This is a genomic window from Bordetella genomosp. 13, from assembly GCF_002119665.1.
Lineage (GTDB): Bacteria > Pseudomonadota > Gammaproteobacteria > Burkholderiales > Burkholderiaceae_B > Bordetella.
The window spans coordinates 787,142-804,772 of record NZ_CP021111.1 but is presented as its reverse complement, the minus strand read 5'-3'; the positions used below and the strand labels follow the sequence as shown (position 1 = coordinate 804,772).

21 protein-coding genes are annotated in these 17,631 nt (G+C 68.9%); 2 read left to right on the top strand and 19 right to left on the bottom strand.

Going from position 1 to position 17,631, the window contains the following annotated elements; translation table 11 throughout:
- Positions 1 to 33 precede the first annotated feature (33 nt).
- Positions 34 to 1,476 (bottom strand): glutamate-cysteine ligase family protein, encoded by a 1,443-nt coding sequence (locus CAL15_RS03795; RefSeq protein ID WP_420042548.1) that lies wholly within the window; start codon positions 1,474 to 1,476, stop codon positions 34 to 36.
- 206 nt (positions 1,477 to 1,682) lie between these two features.
- On the opposite strand from CAL15_RS03795, the gene CAL15_RS03790 reads away from it, so the two are divergent.
- Both CAL15_RS03790 and CAL15_RS03785 read left to right on the top strand, forming a co-directional pair.
- Positions 1,683 to 2,264, top strand: coding sequence for a hypothetical protein (locus CAL15_RS03790; RefSeq protein ID WP_086077361.1), 582 nt, complete (start codon positions 1,683 to 1,685; stop codon positions 2,262 to 2,264).
- A 168-nt stretch (positions 2,265 to 2,432) separates the two neighbouring features.
- The gene (locus CAL15_RS03785; protein WP_086077360.1) at positions 2,433 to 3,035 is read left to right on the top strand and encodes an RNA polymerase sigma factor; all 603 of its coding nucleotides are present in this window, start codon (positions 2,433 to 2,435) and stop codon (positions 3,033 to 3,035) included.
- 14 nt (positions 3,036 to 3,049) lie between these two features.
- Here CAL15_RS03785 and sctC read toward each other — a convergent pair whose 3' ends face one another.
- From sctC to sctB, 18 genes are read right to left on the bottom strand one after another with little or no spacing between them, the layout of a single operon-like run.
- Complete coding sequence (gene sctC, locus CAL15_RS03780) at positions 3,050 to 5,014, bottom strand: type III secretion system outer membrane ring subunit SctC (protein ID WP_086077359.1); 1,965 nt, start codon at positions 5,012 to 5,014, stop codon at positions 3,050 to 3,052.
- A 19-nt stretch (positions 5,015 to 5,033) separates the two neighbouring features.
- Positions 5,034 to 5,432: a type III secretion system chaperone gene (locus CAL15_RS03775; protein ID WP_086077358.1), complete on the bottom strand. Its 399-nt coding sequence runs from the start codon at positions 5,430 to 5,432 to the stop codon at positions 5,034 to 5,036.
- Between the two features lie 4 nt (positions 5,433 to 5,436).
- Positions 5,437 to 6,486, bottom strand: coding sequence for a type III secretion system export apparatus subunit SctU (gene sctU, locus CAL15_RS03770; protein WP_198299141.1), 1,050 nt, complete (start codon positions 6,484 to 6,486; stop codon positions 5,437 to 5,439).
- A complete protein-coding gene (gene sctT, locus CAL15_RS03765; protein ID WP_086077356.1) occupies positions 6,483 to 7,283 on the bottom strand; it encodes a type III secretion system export apparatus subunit SctT in 801 nt (266 codons plus the stop codon). Before sctT ends, sctU begins: the two co-directional genes overlap by 4 nt.
- A gap of 17 nt (positions 7,284 to 7,300) precedes the next feature.
- A complete protein-coding gene (gene sctS, locus CAL15_RS03760; protein ID WP_086077355.1) occupies positions 7,301 to 7,567 on the bottom strand; it encodes a type III secretion system export apparatus subunit SctS in 267 nt (88 codons plus the stop codon).
- Between the two features lie 8 nt (positions 7,568 to 7,575).
- Positions 7,576 to 8,256 carry a type III secretion system export apparatus subunit SctR gene (sctR, locus tag CAL15_RS03755; RefSeq protein ID WP_086077354.1) on the bottom strand — a complete coding sequence of 227 codons (681 nt, stop codon included), beginning with the start codon at positions 8,254 to 8,256 and terminating at the stop codon, positions 7,576 to 7,578.
- 31 nt (positions 8,257 to 8,287) lie between these two features.
- Complete coding sequence (sctQ, locus tag CAL15_RS03750) at positions 8,288 to 9,376, bottom strand: type III secretion system cytoplasmic ring protein SctQ (protein WP_086077353.1); 1,089 nt, start codon at positions 9,374 to 9,376, stop codon at positions 8,288 to 8,290.
- 14 nt (positions 9,377 to 9,390) lie between these two features.
- Positions 9,391 to 10,005 (bottom strand): hypothetical protein, encoded by a 615-nt coding sequence (locus CAL15_RS03745; RefSeq protein WP_086077352.1) that lies wholly within the window; start codon positions 10,003 to 10,005, stop codon positions 9,391 to 9,393.
- Positions 10,002 to 10,508, bottom strand: coding sequence for a type III secretion protein (locus tag CAL15_RS03740; RefSeq protein ID WP_086077351.1), 507 nt, complete (start codon positions 10,506 to 10,508; stop codon positions 10,002 to 10,004). The genes CAL15_RS03745 and CAL15_RS03740 overlap by 4 nt, the downstream gene beginning before the upstream one ends.
- Positions 10,508 to 11,839 (bottom strand): type III secretion system ATPase SctN, encoded by a 1,332-nt coding sequence (sctN, locus tag CAL15_RS03735; RefSeq protein WP_086077350.1) that lies wholly within the window; start codon positions 11,837 to 11,839, stop codon positions 10,508 to 10,510. Before sctN ends, CAL15_RS03740 begins: the two co-directional genes overlap by 1 nt.
- Positions 11,840 to 11,858: 19 nt before the next feature.
- On the bottom strand, positions 11,859 to 12,497 hold the full coding sequence (locus tag CAL15_RS03730; RefSeq protein ID WP_086077349.1) for an HrpE/YscL family type III secretion apparatus protein: 639 nt from the start codon (positions 12,495 to 12,497) through the stop codon (positions 11,859 to 11,861).
- Positions 12,467 to 13,120, bottom strand: a complete 654-nt coding sequence (locus tag CAL15_RS03725; RefSeq protein ID WP_086077348.1) for a SctK family type III secretion system sorting platform protein — start codon at positions 13,118 to 13,120, stop codon at positions 12,467 to 12,469. The genes CAL15_RS03730 and CAL15_RS03725 overlap by 31 nt, the downstream gene beginning before the upstream one ends.
- Positions 13,117 to 13,950 (bottom strand): type III secretion system inner membrane ring lipoprotein SctJ, encoded by an 834-nt coding sequence (gene sctJ, locus CAL15_RS03720; protein WP_086080905.1) that lies wholly within the window; start codon positions 13,948 to 13,950, stop codon positions 13,117 to 13,119. The genes CAL15_RS03725 and sctJ overlap by 4 nt, the downstream gene beginning before the upstream one ends.
- A 26-nt stretch (positions 13,951 to 13,976) precedes the next feature.
- Positions 13,977 to 14,414, bottom strand: coding sequence for a type III secretion system inner rod subunit SctI (gene sctI, locus CAL15_RS03715; protein ID WP_086077347.1), 438 nt, complete (start codon positions 14,412 to 14,414; stop codon positions 13,977 to 13,979).
- A gap of 8 nt (positions 14,415 to 14,422) precedes the next feature.
- Positions 14,423 to 14,899 (bottom strand): hypothetical protein, encoded by a 477-nt coding sequence (locus CAL15_RS03710; protein ID WP_198299140.1) that lies wholly within the window; start codon positions 14,897 to 14,899, stop codon positions 14,423 to 14,425.
- Positions 14,900 to 14,911: 12 nt separating this feature from the next.
- Positions 14,912 to 15,388, bottom strand: coding sequence for a SycD/LcrH family type III secretion system chaperone (locus CAL15_RS03705; protein ID WP_086077346.1), 477 nt, complete (start codon positions 15,386 to 15,388; stop codon positions 14,912 to 14,914).
- 24 nt (positions 15,389 to 15,412) lie between these two features.
- Positions 15,413 to 16,633: a type III secretion system translocon subunit SctE gene (gene sctE, locus CAL15_RS03700; RefSeq protein ID WP_086077345.1), complete on the bottom strand. Its 1,221-nt coding sequence runs from the start codon at positions 16,631 to 16,633 to the stop codon at positions 15,413 to 15,415.
- 28 nt (positions 16,634 to 16,661) lie between these two features.
- A complete protein-coding gene (sctB, locus tag CAL15_RS03695; RefSeq protein ID WP_086077344.1) occupies positions 16,662 to 17,612 on the bottom strand; it encodes a type III secretion system translocon subunit SctB in 951 nt (316 codons plus the stop codon).
- Positions 17,613 to 17,631 lie beyond the last annotated feature (19 nt).

The window sequence follows — 17,631 nt, the reverse complement described above, 5'->3', positions numbered from 1 at the left end:
GGCGTGCGCCGCATGCCGCCAGCGCACGCGTTCTCAACCCACCACTTCGCGATGCGCGCACAGGCGCGCCAGTCGCTCGGCCGCCCCGCCCGTTCCGGCGTTCCATAGTTCGAGCATGCGGTCGGCTCCGGTACGCCGCGTACGCAGCACGTAGTCGGCATAGCCCAGCCAGCGGCGTTCGCCCTCCGGCAAACCGGCCCGTGCGACGTCCAGCACGTCGCGCGCCAAAGCGTGCACCTCGTCGTCGTCCATGGCGTGCCGGATGGCATCGGCCCGCATGCGGCGCAGACGCAGCCAGCCCCACTCGCGCCACAGCCGCTCGGCCTGGTCCAGGTTGCGCATCAAGCCCCATTGCACGGCAGACGGGGCCAGTGCGGCCGTGCTCGCCACCTGCGCACCCGCTTCGCCCACCAACTGCTCATCGGCGAACACGGCGCCGCAGGCGCGCCCTTCGATGTAGCCGTCGGCGCCATGACGCCCATGCAGCTCTTCGATGCCCCCGGGCCGCTTCCACGCGGCCAGCAGCTCGTCCAGGGGCACGGGGGTGGCCAGGCGATAGCGCCAGCGCGCATCCAGGAAATGCGCAAACTGCGAGTATTCGAAATAGCCGCTGTGAGGACGCAGCACGATGGTCTCACCGGTATCGCTGCGCCGGCCCGGCCAATGCGTCGATTCCAGGAACCGCCGCAGGGGCGGATCGCCGGCCAGATACACCGACGCCGCGGACTTATACCCCTGGCTGGGCACCAGCGGCAAGGCGCGCGTCGCCGTGGCGGCGCCGAACATCCAGCGGAAATAATCCCCCAGGTCGTCGAACGGTCGCTCGGGCAATTGCTGCAGCATGTGGTCGCCGGCGAAGCGCGCGTAGCGGAACATGCGGTCCCACAGGGTCAGCCGGTTCTCTTTCAGTCCGGTGATGCGGCCGGCCTGCAGCGGACTGTTGGCGAACAGCGCGATGCAGGCCGGGGCCAATGCCAGCACGGCGTTCAGGGCTCGGGCCGCCTGTCCGATTTCCACCGCGGTGCACGGTCCGTTCTGCGCCTTGGCGTCGATGCCGGCCCGATGCAGCCAGCCGCGGTGGCCGACCAGTTCCCGATAGATGGGACGATCTGCGCGCACGGCGGCGTACCAGTCGGGATCCAGTGTGCAGTCCGGATGTTCGGACGCGTTGAGCAGCATGGCGTCTTCATCTGCCAGCGCCCGGCGCACGTCGCCCAGTTCGCGGGCCACCTTCTCGGCCAGTCGGTCCAGTCCGCCCTCACCGCCTCTTACCGGAGAAAAAGCGGTCTCCAATAGGTTGAGTCCGTTGTCCAGGCCGCTGTCGCCGTCCGGGCCGGCGACCCCACCGGCCCGGTCGCCCAGCGCGTACACCGAGGCATCCTCGCCGCGCGCCTGCTTGATCGCCGCAAGGGTTTCGAAGTAATGCCGCACCGGATGGCTGCGTCCGCTGCCCCGGCGCACGACCACCATTTCCATCTCCAGGCCAAGCTTGCGGCCCGCCGGGTTCTTCACGATTGCTTGCTCCTTGGGCGCGCCGCGTGGGGTCCCAGATGATCTAATATGCGAAAAATCGTTCGGCTCAAAAACATTCAGGGAACCAATCCGTCCTTGCTGTTACGTACTTGGACCGGCGTCTTACCAGACGCCGCCTCCCAACAAGGCTGCCGGACATAACCGCCCGCATGACAATCGATTCCGTCTCCCGTCCATCGCCCGGATCTCCGCAACTCGACGCCTTTACCCAGGCGGCGCAGGCCGGCGGCGACGTCTATATCAGCGTCGCGGGCGAACAGCTGCAGGTGTTGGGCACGGGCACCACGCCCGGCGGCCGCAGCGTGGCATGGGTGGCGCCCGACGTGGACACCGTGTCCATGTTCTCCGAAGCGCTGGCGCGCACTTACGGAAACGGCATCGCAAGCGCGGTCTCGCGCGAACTCGGCCTCAGCGCCAGCCCCGGCAAGCCGCTCTCGGCCCGCACCATCGAACTCGCCGTGGACATGGCGCAGACCTCGCGCCACGCACTCGACGGGGTGGACTTCGCCACCCGCCTCGCGTGTTCGGCCAGCACGGGATCGGCGGTATTCCTGTCCGCCTGCTCGCAGGCCGGCATCGACCCTGCCAGCGTGGACGCGCAGAAGCGGCAGGTCATAGACGTTGCCATGCAACAACGTTTCGACCAGGCCGCCAGCGCCGGGCAAAGCCCCGTTTCGCTGGACACCGCGCGCGCCTGGCTGTCCGCGGTGCTGGCGCAAACCCTGCACTAACGCTGGTCTCCCCCGGCCCACCGTATCGTCCCCGTTAGTCCGGACGACCTGCGGCAGCGGACGTCTTTTTCGCAAAATGCCCATTCCGTGATGACGGTAATTGCGAATTACACAAGTGATGTAGTACTTTGTAGCCGCTTTCTGCCTAATTCTTTCCGCCTCGACTTCATGCCCGACCCCCTGGACCTCGCCGATGCTTCGCAGGAAGCGATACCGCAGCCTCCCTGCGGCGGCTCGTCCTGGAGCTCCCAAGACGATCGCCTGCTGCGCGACTTGATACGCGAGCACAGCGGACGGCTGCAGCGCTTCATCATCAAGCACATCGGCAACACCACCGAAGCGGAAGACCTCGCACAACAGGCATTCGTCGAAGCCGCCCGCTCGTACCAGACCTTCCGCGGCGAATCGCAGCTGTCGACGTGGCTGTACGGCATCGCGCTGAACCTGGTGCGCAACTATCTCTCGCGAGCCCCCGAACGCCGCTACGACTTCGTGGGCGAAGACAGCCTGGCCGCGCACGCCGCCTCCGAGGCCACGCCCGAGGAAGCCCTGTCGCAAGCCCAGACCATGCGACTGCTGCAGGAAGCGCTGGACGAACTGCCCGAGAACATGCGCGACATCCTGCTGATGATCGGCCTGGACAACATGTCCTACGAAGACGCGGCGGCGCTGCTTACCGTGCCCATCGGCACGGTGCGCAGCCGCTTGTCGCGCGCGCGTACCGCGCTGCGCGACAAGCTGCTGCAGAAAGGCCTGCCGCTCAACGACTGAGCGGCCCGTCGGCCTCAACGCTCGCGGCCCGTGCCCGGCATGGCGGGCGTCTCGACCCGGATCACCGTCGAACCGGGCTGCGCCACCGGCGCGGCCTGGCCCGGTCCCATCGGCACGGACTCGATGTAGCTGCCCGACGGGCGCACCGGCCCATTGGGGTCCGGCACTTCCACCGATTCGAAGCGCACGCGGGTCTGCTGGCCCTGCATCAGGTCCAGGTATTGGCCGGCGGTCAGCTTCTCGCCAGGCTGGGCCCAGGTGGCATCCATCGCGCGGCCCGCGCGGGACTGGCCCCGCGGCATGGCAACTACCTCGCCGCTGATGGAAACCACGCGCGGACGCAGCAGGAACAGGCGTTCGCGCCGCAGCACGCTCTTGGACCGGTCGGAGAACAGCAGCCCCAGGCCGGGGATGTCGCCCAGCAGCGGAATCTTGTTGACCTCTTCGGAATCCTGCGTGCTGTTGTAGCCGCCCACCAGCAGGGTCTGGCCATCGCCCACCACGGCCAGCGTGCTGATGTTGCTGCGGCGTACGGTGGGCAGGTCGCCGATCTGGCGCTCGTCCTGGATGCGGCCGTCCTCGATGTCCACGGTCAGCTCCACCTCGCGGCGCGACCTGCCCTCGATGTAGCGCGGCGTCACGCGCAGCGAGGTGCCGACGGTGATGGGCGTGACGGTGGCCACGCGTTCGCCCGTCGTCTGGATATAGAAGGTATCCGACAGGTCGATGAGCGCGCCGAGGTTGTCGGCGGTGAGGATGGACGGCTGCGACAGGATGTTCGCCTGGCCTCGCGTCTGCAGCAGGCGCAGACGCGCCGCCAGGGTGTCGCCGATGCTGAGGCCCAGGGTGCCCGGGGCCAGCCCGGCGCCGCCGTCGATGGGCAGGCCCCCGCTAGTACGCAGGTCGAAGTTGCTGTAGCCGAACGTGGCGGTGCCCGCGCGGGCGCCCCACTGCACGCCCAGTTCGTTGACCAGGTCCGAGTTCACGTCCACGATCATGGCCTCGATCTCGATCAGCGTGCTCGGCACGTCGAGCTGTTCGATCAGCTGGCGATAGATGGGAATGCGGTCGGGGATGTCCTGCACGATGATGGAGTTCAGGCGCGGATCGGCCTGCACGGTGGGCTCGCGAAACCGCAGGCCGCTGGCGGCGCGGCGCGTACGCACAGCATCGCTGGCCGCCGCGCCGGCCGCCGCGCCGGCCACGGCGGCCGGACCGCCCGCGATGGCGCCGCCCGCGCCTTCGAGCGCGCCCGCCACGCCCGGGAACGCCGGCGGGTTGTCGCGCAGCGGCGCGGCGATGGCCGACAGCGACTCGTTGTTGGCGCCGCCCCCGTTGCCGAGGATCAGGTTGCGCAGCACGGTGGCCATGCCGGGCGTGACCACCGCCTGGTCGCGATAGCTGACGGTGCGGTCATTGACGGAAGCGTGCTTCAGGCGGAACACCGCGACCTGCTGCCCGCCCGCGCCCAGGGGCAGCGCCGCCACGGTACGCTCGACCAGCGCCACATAGGCCGGCGGACCGGACACCAGTGCAATGCCCTGGTCGGGCAGCTCGCCCCAGCCGAAGCGCGGATCCAGCACGCCCAGCTGCAGCAGCGCATCGCGCAGCGCGCTGATCGAGCTGCCCATGGCGCTGATCGAACGCGTGGCCATGTCGTTGGTGCGGCTGACGAACAGCGTGCCCGAATAGACGAACCAGTTGAATCCGTACACGCCGCCCAGCCGGTCCATGAACTCGGTGGGGGTGTTGGCGTTGAAATTGCCGTTGACCACGCCGGTGATCTCGGGCCCCATCTGCAATGACAGGCTGAAGCCGCCGGCGAACTCGCGCAGCACGCTCTGCAGGCTTTCGTTCTTGGCGTAGTAACTGTAGGGGGCGTTCGGCCACGTGGGCGCGGCGCTTGCCGTGCCCAGCATGGCCAGGGACATGACGCCCGCCAGGATGATCCGCTTCAACTGAGTTTCTCCTCGATGCATTCGGGTGCGGCAGCTGCGCTCAGGCCGCTCTTCTGACCGCGCCGGTCCAGAACGACAGCGCATTGGCGAACTGCCCCACTGCCTCGTCCACCTCGACGTCGCTGCTGTCGGGCCGCACCATCTGCTGCAGCCACAGGGCCTCTTCGGCCGGGTCGATCACGCAGGACGAGGCGTGGCCGCTGAGCATGCCGGCCGCCTGCCTGCCCAGTCCCGCCACGAAATCCTCGCGGGCCAGGCCCGCCGGCGGCAGGCCACACAACCGCGCGGTCAGCGCCAGCCAGCCATTGCGCGCACCTTGCAGGTGCAGCCGGTACTTGTCGTCGATGACCAGGGTCGCACGGCCGTCGCGCCGCAGCGCCTCGGGAATGGCGTGGCGCGCCAGATAGCGCTCGATCAGGGGATGTGTCGTGGCTGACATGGGGTCATTCCTCGGAGGCGGCCAGTTTGCGCACCAGGCGCAGCACCTCGGCCACCGGTTCGATCAGTTCGCTGGGGATGTACTGGTCGGGCTGGGCATCGGCCCACAGCGCCCGCGCCAGCGGGATGTTCTGCATGACGGGCACGCCCGCCTCGCGCGCCGCCTTCATCATCTCTTCGGCCAGGTAGCCTTCGCCCTTGGCCAGCACCACCGGCAGCGGAGTCTCGTCGGGTTCGTAGTACAGCGCGATGGCCAGGTGGGTCGGGTTGGTGACCACCACCGAGGCCTTGCGTGCGCTGTTGACGGCGCCGTTCATCACCATTTCCTGGTGCAGATGCTTGCGCTTGTGCTTGATGTGCGGATCGCCTTCGCTTTCCTTGTATTCCTGCTTGACCTCTTCCTTGCTCATCATCAGGTTCTTGCGGTACTGCATGCGCTGCCACACGAAGTCGGCCAGCGAGATGATGACGTAGGCGACGGCCACGTTGACGATCAGCGTGCGCAGCATGCCGCCCACGCCGGTCTGCAGGCCGGCCAGGCCGCTGTGCGGCACCGACATCAGCTCGGGCAGCGCATCGCGCACGACGATGACGACGAGCGCCGAGAGGAAGACGATCTTGATGACGGACTTCAGCAGCTCGACCAGGTTCTTCTTCGAGAACATGTTCTTCAGGTTGCTCATCACGTTGAGCTTCTGGCCCGAGGGCTTGAGCTTCTCGAAGGCCAGCACGATGCCCACCTGCAGGAACTCGGAGAACATGCCGACCAGCAGCACGATCAGCACGAAGGGCAGCACCAGCGAAATGCCCTCGCGCAGCGACGCGTCCAGCGCGGTCTTCAGCGCGGTCTCGAAGGGCATGCCGGTCAGCGTGGCGGGCACCAGCATCAGCCGGCCCAGCGACTCGATGATGTTCTTGGCGTTGCCCAGCATGTAGCCGAACAGGGCCAGCACCAGGAGCGTCTGGGTGAAGTCCTTGCTGTGCGCGACGTCGCCCTTCTGGCGCGCGTCGCGCAGTTTCTTGTGACTTGGCTGTTCGGTCTTTTCGCCGCTCATGGCGCCCGCCACTGGTTGTCGAGGAACGGCAGGATGCCGGAGATGCCGCGCGTGGCTTCGCCTGCGTAGTCGAACAGCGGGCTCATGTAGAGCACCAGCACCAGGAAGGCCAGCGCGCTCTTGATGGGCATGGCGAGGAAGAACACCTGCAGCTGCGGCGCGAAGCGGCTGACCAGCGCCAGGCCCAGTTCGGCCAGGAACATGGCGACGATGGCCGGGGCGGCGAACAGGAACACCATGCGCGCCATGCGGCTGAGCTGGTCGAGCATCAGCGGGATGCTCTCGCGCTGCAGCGCGGGCGTCCAGTGCCACAGATCCCACAGGCGGAAGCTGTCGTACAGCATCGTCAGCATCAGGGCGAAGCCCCCTCCGACCAAGAAGAACACCATGAACGCCTGGTTGAACAGGATCCCCAGCGGCGACGAGTCATTGCCCGTTCCGGGGTTGATCACGGCCCCCAGGCTCGCCCCGCGCTGGTTGTCGATGACGAAGCCCACGGCCTCGAAGATCCAGAACGGGATCGCCACCAGGAAGCCCAGCACCAGTCCCACGAACACTTCCTTGACCACCAGCAGGATGATGTCGATCCAGGTGAAATCGGCGGCGGCATAGCCGGGCGCCAGCGCGGGCACGAGGATGAGGCCCATGGCGGCGCCCACGGCATAGCGCAGCAGCCCGGGCAACAGCTGGCGGTTGAACAGCGGCAGCATGGCGCACAGCGCCAGGATGCGCGGCTGCGTCAGCGCCAGCGTGGCCAGGAAAGTGTTCGCTTCCGCGTAGGTAACGCCCGAGGTCATTTCGTTCCGCGCGCGGCCTAGTGGATTTTGTAAAAGAGGTCGAAGACCGAGATGGTGTAGTTGTAGAGTTCGCCGCTGATCCAGCGCGCCGAGAGCAGCAGCGTGGCGAACACGGCGATCAGCTTCACGGCGAAGGACAGCGTCTGCTCCTGGATCTGCGTCAGGGCCTGGAACAGCGAGAACAGCGTGCCCACGATCGAGGCCACCGCGATGGGCGGCAGCGACAGCCACAGCACCAGGTACAGCGCCTGGGTCATGTACGAAACGATGTCGACGGTCTGCATGGCGTTCTCTATGTGTAGGACAGCACCAGGCCCTGTATCAGCCTCGTCCAGCCATCCACCATGACGAACAGGAACAGCTTCAGCGGCAGCGAGATGGTGACCGGGGAGACCATCATCATGCCCATGGCGAGCAGGATGTTGGACACGATCAGGTCGATCACCACGAAGGGCAGGTACAGCAGGAAGCCAATCTGGAACGCCGCGGACAGCTCCGACACCAGGAAGGCCGGTATCAGCACCAGCAGGTTGTCGTCTTTCAGCTCGCGCGCCTGCTCTTCGCCCCACAGATGGCGGGCCGTACGCACGAAGAAGTCGCGCTGCTCGGGACGACTGTTGCGCTGCATGAATTCGCGCAGCGGCTCGGCGCCGCGCGTGACGGCTTCCATGATGCTGTTCATGCGATCGGGAGGCGGCACGCCGGGCATCGTCTGGGCGGGCGCCTGCTGGGCCACGGCCTTCAGTTCGCCGCCCACCTGCATCACCACGGGCCCCATCACGTAGACCGACAGGATCAGCGCCAACCCATACAGCGCGATGTTGGGCGGCACCTGCTGCACGCCGATGGCATTGCGCACCAGGGACAGCACGATGGCGATCTTCAGGAATGAAGTCGTCATCACCGCAGCCAGCGGCACCAGCGCCAGCAGCGCCAGGACGACGGCGAGGCTGATGGGATCGAAGCCGCTCATCGCAGCGCCCCGAGGTTCCCGAGTGCCCGGGTCATGCCTGCTCCTTGCCCAGCGTCGCGATGGTGACGCCGACGCGGCCATCGACCTCGACCAACGCGCCGGTGCCCAGCAGCGCGCCGTTGGCGCGGATCATGACCGGGCCGTCGGCCAGGGGCCGCTGCAGGTCGAAGGTTTCGCCAGGCTGCAGGCGGCGCAGTTCGGCCAGCGTCAGGCTGCGTTCGCCCAGGTCGAAGGTGAGACGCACGGGGATGGCGTCGAGATCGAGCGGTTCGGCAGCGGCCTGGCCTTCGCCGGCGGGGGTGGGAGTCTGGGTCATGAGCGAGGTCCAGCCTTGGGTGACGATGTAGGTAGATTGTTCGGCGCGCACGCGCAGCGCCTGGCCCTGGGGGATGGCGAGCCACAGCTCGCCCTGCGGGCTGACCAGGTACTCGTCCAGCAGCACCACGTCGCGCGGACGCAGGGTGCGCAGTTCGGCGGCGGTCAGCACGGCGGCGCCCAGCGTGGCGCGCAGCGTCACCGGCAGCGCGTCCGTGGCCACGTCATTGCCCGAGGGGGTCGCCTTGCCGATCAGGCCCGCCAGCAGCATCAGGCCCAGGCCGTCGGCCTCGAGCACGGCATAGCAGACCTCGCCGCTGGCGGCGGAACGCAGGGTCAGGGTCCAGACGTGCGGCAGGCGGACGGACTCGCCGTCCTCCAGCGCACGCACGTGGACCGGGCCGCCGGGCGAGACGCGCGTCAGGGCCGCGACGATCTCCTGCAGCAGGGTTTCCAGGGCGGCGGCGCGCAGCGGATCGGGCAGCGGACCGGGCGCGAAGCCGGGCAGGCGCGCGGCCAGCCAGGCATCCGGAGCGTTGCGCGGCAGCGCCAGGCGCAGCGTGGCGCCGGCCCATTCGAGCCCGGCCTGCCAATCGGCGGACTGGCGCAGCGCCTCCACGGCACCGGCGGTGAAGCCGACGCGCCATGTGGACGGTACGGCGTCGGCGCCCGCGCCTTCGGCCGGCGGCAGCTCCACCGTGAAGTCGGCGCCATGGCGGGCGATCAGCGTCAACGCCCGCGCCTCGTTGGCGGTCAGGCGAGGCAAGGCCACGGGCGGGGCCGAAACGGGGATCATGGGGTCCATCTGTGTGGCAATCCTCAGGGCGCGGCGTCGGCCGCCGCCTCGAACAGGCAGGGATCTTCGGGGTCGTCGGTGGTCACGCGCACCAGGCTGGGCCGGCCCAGCGACTGCGCCAGTTCGGCGGCCAGCGACGCGGCGCCGGCGCACAGCTTCTCGCGCGAGGCCTCGCTGGCGCACGCGAAGGCGGCGACCACGCGGCCGCCCTCTTCGTACACGCCCACGGTCACGCCGGGCAGGACGTCGTCCTTCAGTTCGACGCGGACTTCGCGCCGGCCGTCGCTGCCGTCGGCGACCATCAGGCGGTCGGCGGCTTCGGCCAGGTCCTGGCCCAGGCCGGAGGGCGTGCCGGAGGCCGAAGCGGCCGCAGCGGTGCCGGAAGCGTTCAAGCCCGCCGCGCCGAACAGCCCGAACGGGCGTGGGATGGCGTCGGCCGCCTGCTGGGCGTCCTGCTTGCCTGGCTCGTCGGCGTCCTGCGCGCCGGGCTGGGCCAGCGCCCGCTCGAAGGCCTGGCGGTCGCTCTCCGCGGCCTGGCGGCGCTGTCCCGAGCCCGATTGCGCGAGTTCCTGCGACAGCTCGTCGGGCAGATTGCGCGCCAGCGAGGTGTTCAGGTCGATGCGGCGGTCGATGCTCATGCCGGCTCGTACTCCTCGTGCTGTTCCCAGTCGTCGCGGTCGCGCGCCACCGAGGCGGCCTCTTCCATCTCGAGGTCTTCCTTGCGCTCCAGCTCTTTCAGGTGCGCGTCCAGGTGCAGCTGGGCCAGCTCGACGAACTTCTCGGTCATCTTGCTCGCATCGCGATGGTCCTTGCGGCGCGCGACCAGGGCCTCGGCCTCGCGCTCGAGCTGCTTGCGGGCCTGGTCCACCTGGTCCGCCTCGCGCTGCTCTCCCTGGCGCAGGTCGGACACGCCCAGCAGCACGTCCTCGATCTCGCGTACCCGCACCGTGCGGCTGCACAGGTCCTGGTACATGTCTGTCTCGCGCTGCTGCGCCCACTGGCGGTATTGCCGCAGCGACTGCTCGGCGCGCTCGCGCGCGGCTTCGGCATCGGCATGCAGCTGGCGCTGCCGCGAGACGGCCAGTTCGGCCTGTCCCTCTCGGAAGCGCTTGATCGCCAGCAGCTCCTTGAATACGGACATCAGCGCACTCCCACGATGGCCGCCATGCGCTCGAGCGCCTGCGGCAGGGTCGTGCGCTCGTCGGTGCGCTGTTTCAGGAAGGTGTTGATGGCCTCGATCTTGTCGATGGCCTCGTCGGTGACGGCGTCGCCGCCGCGCTTGTATTCGCCGATCTTCACCAGCAGCTCGACTTCCTGGTACTTGGCCATCAGTTCACGGATGCGCCCCGCCAGCTTCTTGTGCTCGGGCGTGATCACCGCGTTCATCACGCGGCTGGCCGAGGCCAGCACGTCGATGGCGGGATAGTGATTGGCTGCGCCCAGGCGGCGCGACAGCACGATGTGGCCGTCCAGGATCGAGCGGGTCTCGTCGGCGATGGGTTCCGTCATGTCGTCGCCCTCGACCAGCACGGTGTACAGCGCCGTGATGGAGCCGTGCTGGTTCATGCCGACCCGCTCCATCAGCTTGGGCAGCGTGGCGAACACCGACGGCGGGTAGCCGCGCCGCGTGGGCGGCTCGCCGGCGGCCAGGCCGATCTCGCGCTGCGCGCGGGCGAAACGGGTGACCGAATCCATCAGGAACAGGACGCGCTTGCCTTGGTCGCGGAAGTATTCGGCGATGGCGGTGGCCACGTAGGCGGCCTTGGCGCGCTCCATCGAGGACTTGTCGCTGGTGGCGCACACGATCACGCTCTTGCGGCGCCCCTCGGGACCGAGCTCGTGCTCCAGGAACTCGCGCACCTCGCGGCCGCGTTCGCCGATCAGCGCCACCACGGTGACGTCGACGGCGGCGCCCTTCACCAGCATGCCCATCAGAGTGGACTTGCCGCCGCCGGCGGCCGCGAAGATGCCCATGCGCTGGCCCTCGCCGCAGGTCAGCACGCCGTCCAGCGCGCGCACGCCCAGTTCGAGCGGGTCTTTGATGATGCGGCGCGTCAGCGGGTCCGGCGCCTCGGCGAACACGGGGTAGAACTTGTTGGCCTCCAGCGGCCCCAGCTCGGCCTCGTCCAGCGGGCGGCCCAGGCCGTCCAGCACGCGGCCCAGCAGGCCGTTGCCCACCGGCACCATGTGGGCGCGGCCCGTGGGGATGACTTCGGTGGCCGACGAGATGCCGTACATGTCGCCGATGGGGGTGAGCAGGGCCGCGTCGCGCGCGAAGCCCACGACCTCGCCCTTCATCTCGAAGTCCTCGCCGGGATTGCGCAGGATGCAGACCTCGCCCACCTTCACGGTGGGCACCACCGCCTTGATGATGGTGCCCACGACTTGCGTGACACGCCCCTTGATGCGCAAGGTCGACGTGTCCTGCAACGCCATTTCCATCATTTCGGTGATGTAGTCGAATTGCCGCATGGCCTGTTCGCGCCTCCGCCTACACCCGGCTGCCCAGCGTGCGCTGGAACGCGCCGCGCAGGGCCTCGAGCTGGCCTTCCAGGCTCGCCTCGACCATGCCGATCTCGCTCTCGAGGATGCAGGCGCCGCGCACCAGGCGGCCGTCGCCCAGGATATCCAGGTAGCCCACGCCGGGATAGGCGGCCAGCAGGTCGTTGATGCGCTCGCGCACCGCGTCCACATCCTGGGGGTGCAGGCGCAGCGTCATCTGCTTCTGGTTGCGCACCACGGCCAGCGCGTTGCGCACCACGATCATCACTTTCTCGCGGTCGTCGAAACCGTCGACCACCTTGCGCACCGCGAGCATCACCAGGTCGACCATCTCGTTCTCGACGCCGGCGAAGTACTCCACCGTGCGGCTGACCGTCTCGATCATCTTCTCGGCCTGGTCCAGCAGCGCCTGTTCCTTGCCGTCGGCATAGCCGCGCTGGCGTTCGGCCTCGAAGGCCTCTTGCGCGCCGGCCAGGATGGCCGCGGCCTGCGCGTGGGCGTTGTCCAGCAGCGCCTGCGCCTCGGTCAGGACGGCGTGCTCCTGCGCGCGCACGATGCGGGCGGCGGGATCGACGCTGGCCGCCAGGCGGCGCGGTGTCAGTGGATCGCGGGGAAGGAGGAATGCCATGTGGGTTCGGTGATCTTCAATACGTCCAGCGCCAGCGCGAGGGATTCGCGGGCCGGCAGCGGCGCATCGCCGGTCGGGCCGGCGGGCAGTTTCAATTCGGCGCGCCGGGCCAGTTCGGGGCCGCCGCCGCGCAGCGCTTCCATCAGCGTGGCGCGCCCCAGGCGCGCCACGGCGGCGACCGTGTCGTCGGCGCTGAATGACACGCAGCCGGCGATGCCGGGATGCAGCGTCGTGGCGGACTGGCGCGCGAACGCCATGGCGTCGGCCCCGAGGCCGTCGAGCAGGCGGCGCACGTCGGCGCCCGCGATGGCGCGGCGCAGGCGCGGGCCGCACAGGGCCACGCCCAGCCATTGCGCGCAGCGCGCCAGCGGTTCGGGGGGCAGCAGCGCCAAGGCCAGTTCGGGACGTTGCGCATCGCGCACGGGCTGGTCATGCAGGCCCAGGCGCCGCAGGATCTGCCGCGACCATTGACGATGCCAGGCCGCCTCGAGCGACACGGGCAGCGGCCCGGCGGCCGGCTGCGGCGCCTCGAACTCGGCGTGCCGGGTAGGATGCAGCGTGCGGCTGGGCAGCAGGTTGAACTCGGTCAACCTTGCCCCGAACAGCGCACCGGAATGGCTCATGCCGACTGGCCCTCGACGCTATTGGGCTCGCGGCGCTGGCGCGGCTGCGCTTGGCGCGGGCCGAAAGGAAGCCCGTTGAGCCACACCAGCCAGCCCACCGCGGCCGCCAGCAGCACGACCAGCAGGATGAGGAAGCCCAGCAGCACCGACAGCGCGGTGGCCGAGCCGCTGTCGACCTGCAGGCCCAGCACGCTGGCCAGCGTGGGGCCGGCCTGGCCGGCATTGGCCGAGGGCTGCGCGGACACCAGCGCGATGGATACGCGGTCTTCCGTCAGGCCCGGAATGGCGTGGGTGACCAGCTTGCGGATCTGCGGCTGCAGCGTGTCCAGGTTGTAGCCGGTCTGGTGCTTGATGAACACCGCGGCGGTGGAAGGCGTGGTGACTTCGCCCACGCCGCCGCGCTCGGGCAGCACGACGTGCACGCGGGCCGCCAGGACGCCGTCCATCTGCGACAGCGTGTTGGTCAGTTCCTGCGACAGCGCATAGATGTAGCGCGCGCGTTCCTCGAGCGGCGAGGACACCAGGCCTTCCTTGCGGAAGATCTGCCCCATGCCGTCGAAGCGCTCGCGCGGCAGGCCCTTGGCGCGCAGGATGTCCAGGGCGCGCGCCACCTGGGCGCCGTCGACCGAGATGGACACGCCCTCTTTGGTCGTGGCCTTCTCTGCGTGGATGCCGGCATCGAGCAGCGTGGACAGCAGTTCGTTGGCCTCGCTTTCGGTGGAGGCGGAGAACAGCGTGACGCGCGATCCGCAGGCCGCCAGCAGCGCGATCAACAGGGCCGCCAGCGCCAGCCGCAGCGTGCGCCACGAAGGCAGGAAGGAGGTTCCCATCGGGATATGGAACGACAAGGCGTGCATCACGACATCCTGACCAGCGTATCGATGTTCTGCGTGGTGCGAGACACGGCCTTGCCCACCAGTTCGTACTGCACCGAGACCTGCAGCATCTCGCTCTGCACGCGCAGCATGTCGCCGATGTTGGGCGCGGTGGCCATCTGGTCCAGGCCGGACGCGATGCCCTGCCAGCGCTGCGAGAAATCGGTCGCCGTGGACTGCAGGCTGGACAGGATCTGGCCGCCCAGCGAAGGCAGGCTGGGCGCGCTTTCGACGGCGAATGCCGATTGCAGCGCGGCCTGCACGCCGGTCAGCTCGGGCACGGCCGCCGGCATCGCCGCGGCCTCGGGTGCGTTCATCAGCGCATTGAACCGCTCGGTGGCAAGCGGCGACGGCGCGGCGGGCGGCGTGGCGGCCGGAAGCGACGCCGCCAGTGCGGCGGATAGCGCGGCGATTTCCATGGTTTCCCCTATTCCTTCACGGTAGATGCGAGGCCGGCGGGCATTCTAGCCGCGTCCTCGTCCAGTCCCAACAAACTGCGCGCCAACGCGCCGCCCTCGTCGGGCTGCGTGGCGGCTTCGTGCAACACCTTGCGGCTTTCGGCCGCGCGGCCGGCCAGTTGCAGCGCCAGGCCGCGCCAGGCCTGCGCCTGGGCCCGCTCGGCCGCGTCGTCGATCGCCGCGCGCTCGAGCAGCTGCGCGGCCTCGGCGGCCTGACCCGCGGCGATGCGCGCCAGGGCCAGGCCGATGTACGGATAGGCGCGCCCGGGCCGCAGCTCGCGCAGCGCGTTGAAGATGGCGTCGGCCCGCGCCACGTCGCCGCGGCGGGCCGCCAGCATGCCGACTTCGGCAAGAAAGCGCGCCTCGTCCGCATCAAGCACAAAAGCCGTCTCGGCAGAGACGGCCTGTTGCGCCCGGGCCGGAGCCCGCAGGGCGCTATCGAACATGCGCAGCCGCCATCAGACGACGGCCTCGCGGCGTGCCAGGTCGGACAGCGCCTGCGCCCGCGCCCGCGCCTCGGGGTACTGCCCCGATTCGGCGATGTAGCGCTGGACCATCTCCAGCTCTTCGGCCGCCTCGGCCGTCAGGCCCAAGGCCAGCAGGCACTCGGCCACGCCCAGCGAGGCCTCGGGGCCTTCGGGGAACAGCGTGCCCACCGCCGAGTAGATGCGGATGGCTTCTTCGTAGCGCGCGCACATCTGCAGGCACAGGGCCAGGCCCATCATGTAGTGCTTGCGGGTCGGGCCGTACACGGCCAGGATCGAGAACATGGGCAGCGCTTCGGCGTACTTGCCCTGCGTGACCTGGGCGTAGGCCAGCGCGTAGATCACCTCGAGCTGTTCGGCGGTGAAGCGCCGGCTGGAGGGCAGCGCCTCCAGGCCCTGGTAGAGCTGTTCGCCGAATTCGCTGCGCACGGCGGTAGCGGTCTGGGACATGTGAATCTCCTGTGGGCGCCGGCCTTATACCGCCGCGCGCTTTCCGATGTTCGAAGTGACCTGGCTCATGCTGTCGGCGGCGCCAGCCAGCATCTTGGTCACCATCTGCAGGCCTTCCTCGATCTGCTGGATCACCTTCTTGAGTTCCTCGCGGCCCTCTTCCATCTGCTTCTGCAGCTTGACCATGGCGGCCTCGAGCTCTTTTTTCTCGGCGATCGCATTTTCGGCATCGCGCTTGTCGATGGCCGTGGCGATGCCGATGCCGCCCGTGGCGACCGAGGTGGCGCCCTGCACGATCTGGGCGCTCGCGCCGACCAGCGCGCTGGCGATCTTGGTGGCCGACGTGCCGACGCTGCTGCCGCCGCTGATCACCGCCATGGCGATGCCCGCGGTGATGGCCGCGGCCAGGCCGACCGCCATGCCGATGTACCCGGCCGTCTGCTCGTCCGCGCCGGCCAGCAGCGCGATGTTCTGCGCCATGCCGCCCAGCAGCTGCGGCTCGACCAGCAGCATCACCGGCATGGCGATGGCCATCACGCCGCCCATGACGCGGCCGATGCGCTCGGCGGTTTCGGGCGGCACGCCGCACGCCTCGAGGAACTTGCCGACCACGGTCTGGATGAGGTTGCCGATGCTGATCTCGGGTCCGCCGAACTCCTGCGATATCTGGTCGGCCAACGCCATCGTCGCGCCGATGGCGCCGATGACGGCCATGGCCAGGAACGGCGCCGCGGCGCCCCCGGTGGCCACCGTGGCCACGGCCGCGACCGCGACGGCCGCCAGCGCCGCCAGGGCGGCGAAGATCTTGCCGATCCAGCCGAAGATCTTGCCGAGCAGGCCGCCTTTATCGGCCTCCTTGCACTTTTCAATCCACTCCTTGACCTTCTCCATCTGGTTCTCGTTGTTCTTCTCGGCGGCGATGCGGGCCGACTCGACGCCGGTGGCCGCGGCCTTCAGCTGGGCGTCCTGGCTCTTGCCGCGCAGGCTGCGCAGCAGGTCGACCATGTCGCTGGCGTTGAACGACTTGGAGGGCTCTGCGATGGCCGGCGCGCCGCGCTCATTGGTCGGCGCGCTGACGCCAGGCGCCCCTTTGCCGCCCTCGAGCTGGGCGACCATGTTCTGCAGTTCGGCCAGCAGCTTCAGGCCTTCGATCTGCGCGCCCGGCGGGGTGGCATTTGGCTGCAGGGCGGAATCCGGCAGCGGCAGGGCGGCGCCGTACGGGCTATTCGGTTGAATGGTGGTCATGGTGTCTTCCTGTGGCGTCCGCGCGGCGTCAGATGTTGCGTGCGATACCGCGGTTGGTTTCCATGCGCGACTGGTCGATGGAGCTCAGCTTGTCGCGGATGTCGCGGATCACGTCCATCATCTGCTGCATCAATTCGTTGGCTTGCTGGTAGCCCGCCTCTTGCACCTTGGCCTGGGCTTCGAGCTCGGAGCGCTTGGCGTCGTGCTCGGCGGCCTTGCGTTCCTGCGTGGCGTTGACGATGCTGCCGATGCCGCCCATGATCTGGCCCGACGCCATGCCGGCGGCATTGAGGACCTGCGACCGGTTGCTCGGCGCGGCCGCCTTGGCCTCGAACATCTTCGCGTCGGCCGCGAACTTGTCGGCTTCATTGAGCAGCACGCCCTGCTGGCGGGTGGAAACGCCGTCTTCCGTCGAGGCATCCTTCAGCATGGCTGAGACCTTGCCCGCCTCGGCTCCCTTCATCTGCATGTTGGCCGCTTTCATGCCCTGGATCCCGGACGCCACGCCCGCGCCCATCTGCATCAGGCCGCCGGCGATCTGGAAAGAGGCCTGCACGATGGCCCCGACCATGCGCTCCTGGGCCGCATTGCGGATCTCCTGCGCGGCGTTCTTGAGCGTCTGCACCTGCGCCGCCAGGCTGGCGTCGCGCACCTGGCGGGCGGCATCGCGCTGCTCTTGGGCGCATTTCTGGAACAGCGCCATCACCGCATAGATGTCGGTGCTGATCGCCTGCTCGTTCAGCTGCGACAGCGCCATGGAGGCAGAGCTGCGAACGTTGGCGGTATCGGGCGGGGGCGGCGGCAGGCCGCGCAGACGGCCGGCTTCGGGATCGTTCTTGATCCACTCGCCGCTGGCGTCGATCTGCTGGTAGGCCTGCGGGCCCTTCACGCCATTCAGGTTCTGGACGTCGCCGACATCGCCGGTCGGGGGCAGGCTGCCCACGCCGCCGGCGCCATTGGGGTTGAACGTAATCGTCATGATCGCTCCTGTAGACCGG

What these genes read in the sequence shown, in the direction of transcription:
- sctR (WP_086077354.1), bottom strand. Translation starts at nt 8,256, where the DNA reads ATGAGCGGCTTCGATCCCATCAGCCTCGCCGTCGTCCTGGCGCTGCTG.
- CAL15_RS03740 (WP_086077351.1), bottom strand. Translation starts at nt 10,508, where the DNA reads ATGTCCGTATTCAAGGAGCTGCTGGCGATCAAGCGCTTCCGAGAGGGA.
- CAL15_RS03705 (WP_086077346.1), bottom strand. Translation starts at nt 15,388, where the DNA reads ATGTCCCAGACCGCTACCGCCGTGCGCAGCGAATTCGGCGAACAGCTC.
- CAL15_RS03745 (WP_086077352.1), bottom strand. Translation starts at nt 10,005, where the DNA reads ATGAGCATCGACCGCCGCATCGACCTGAACACCTCGCTGGCGCGCAAT.
- sctI (WP_086077347.1), bottom strand. Translation starts at nt 14,414, where the DNA reads ATGGAAATCGCCGCGCTATCCGCCGCACTGGCGGCGTCGCTTCCGGCC.
- CAL15_RS03725 (WP_086077348.1), bottom strand. Translation starts at nt 13,120, where the DNA reads ATGAGCCATTCCGGTGCGCTGTTCGGGGCAAGGTTGACCGAGTTCAAC.
- CAL15_RS03785 (WP_086077360.1), top strand. Translation starts at nt 2,433, where the DNA reads ATGCCCGACCCCCTGGACCTCGCCGATGCTTCGCAGGAAGCGATACCG.
- sctJ (WP_086080905.1), bottom strand. Translation starts at nt 13,950, where the DNA reads ATGGGAACCTCCTTCCTGCCTTCGTGGCGCACGCTGCGGCTGGCGCTG.
- CAL15_RS03775 (WP_086077358.1), bottom strand. Translation starts at nt 5,432, where the DNA reads ATGTCAGCCACGACACATCCCCTGATCGAGCGCTATCTGGCGCGCCAC.
- CAL15_RS03790 (WP_086077361.1), top strand. Translation starts at nt 1,683, where the DNA reads ATGACAATCGATTCCGTCTCCCGTCCATCGCCCGGATCTCCGCAACTC.
- sctQ (WP_086077353.1), bottom strand. Translation starts at nt 9,376, where the DNA reads ATGGACCCCATGATCCCCGTTTCGGCCCCGCCCGTGGCCTTGCCTCGC.
- sctN (WP_086077350.1), bottom strand. Translation starts at nt 11,839, where the DNA reads ATGCGGCAATTCGACTACATCACCGAAATGATGGAAATGGCGTTGCAG.
- sctT (WP_086077356.1), bottom strand. Translation starts at nt 7,283, where the DNA reads ATGACCTCGGGCGTTACCTACGCGGAAGCGAACACTTTCCTGGCCACG.
- sctC (WP_086077359.1), bottom strand. Translation starts at nt 5,014, where the DNA reads ATGCATCGAGGAGAAACTCAGTTGAAGCGGATCATCCTGGCGGGCGTC.
- sctS (WP_086077355.1), bottom strand. Translation starts at nt 7,567, where the DNA reads ATGCAGACCGTCGACATCGTTTCGTACATGACCCAGGCGCTGTACCTG.
- CAL15_RS03710 (WP_198299140.1), bottom strand. Translation starts at nt 14,899, where the DNA reads ATGTTCGATAGCGCCCTGCGGGCTCCGGCCCGGGCGCAACAGGCCGTC.
- CAL15_RS03730 (WP_086077349.1), bottom strand. Translation starts at nt 12,497, where the DNA reads ATGGCATTCCTCCTTCCCCGCGATCCACTGACACCGCGCCGCCTGGCG.
- sctB (WP_086077344.1), bottom strand. Translation starts at nt 17,612, where the DNA reads ATGACGATTACGTTCAACCCCAATGGCGCCGGCGGCGTGGGCAGCCTG.
- CAL15_RS03795 (WP_420042548.1), bottom strand. Translation starts at nt 1,476, where the DNA reads ATGGAAATGGTGGTCGTGCGCCGGGGCAGCGGACGCAGCCATCCGGTG.
- sctU (WP_198299141.1), bottom strand. Translation starts at nt 6,486, where the DNA reads ATGAGCGGCGAAAAGACCGAACAGCCAAGTCACAAGAAACTGCGCGAC.
- sctE (WP_086077345.1), bottom strand. Translation starts at nt 16,633, where the DNA reads ATGACCACCATTCAACCGAATAGCCCGTACGGCGCCGCCCTGCCGCTG.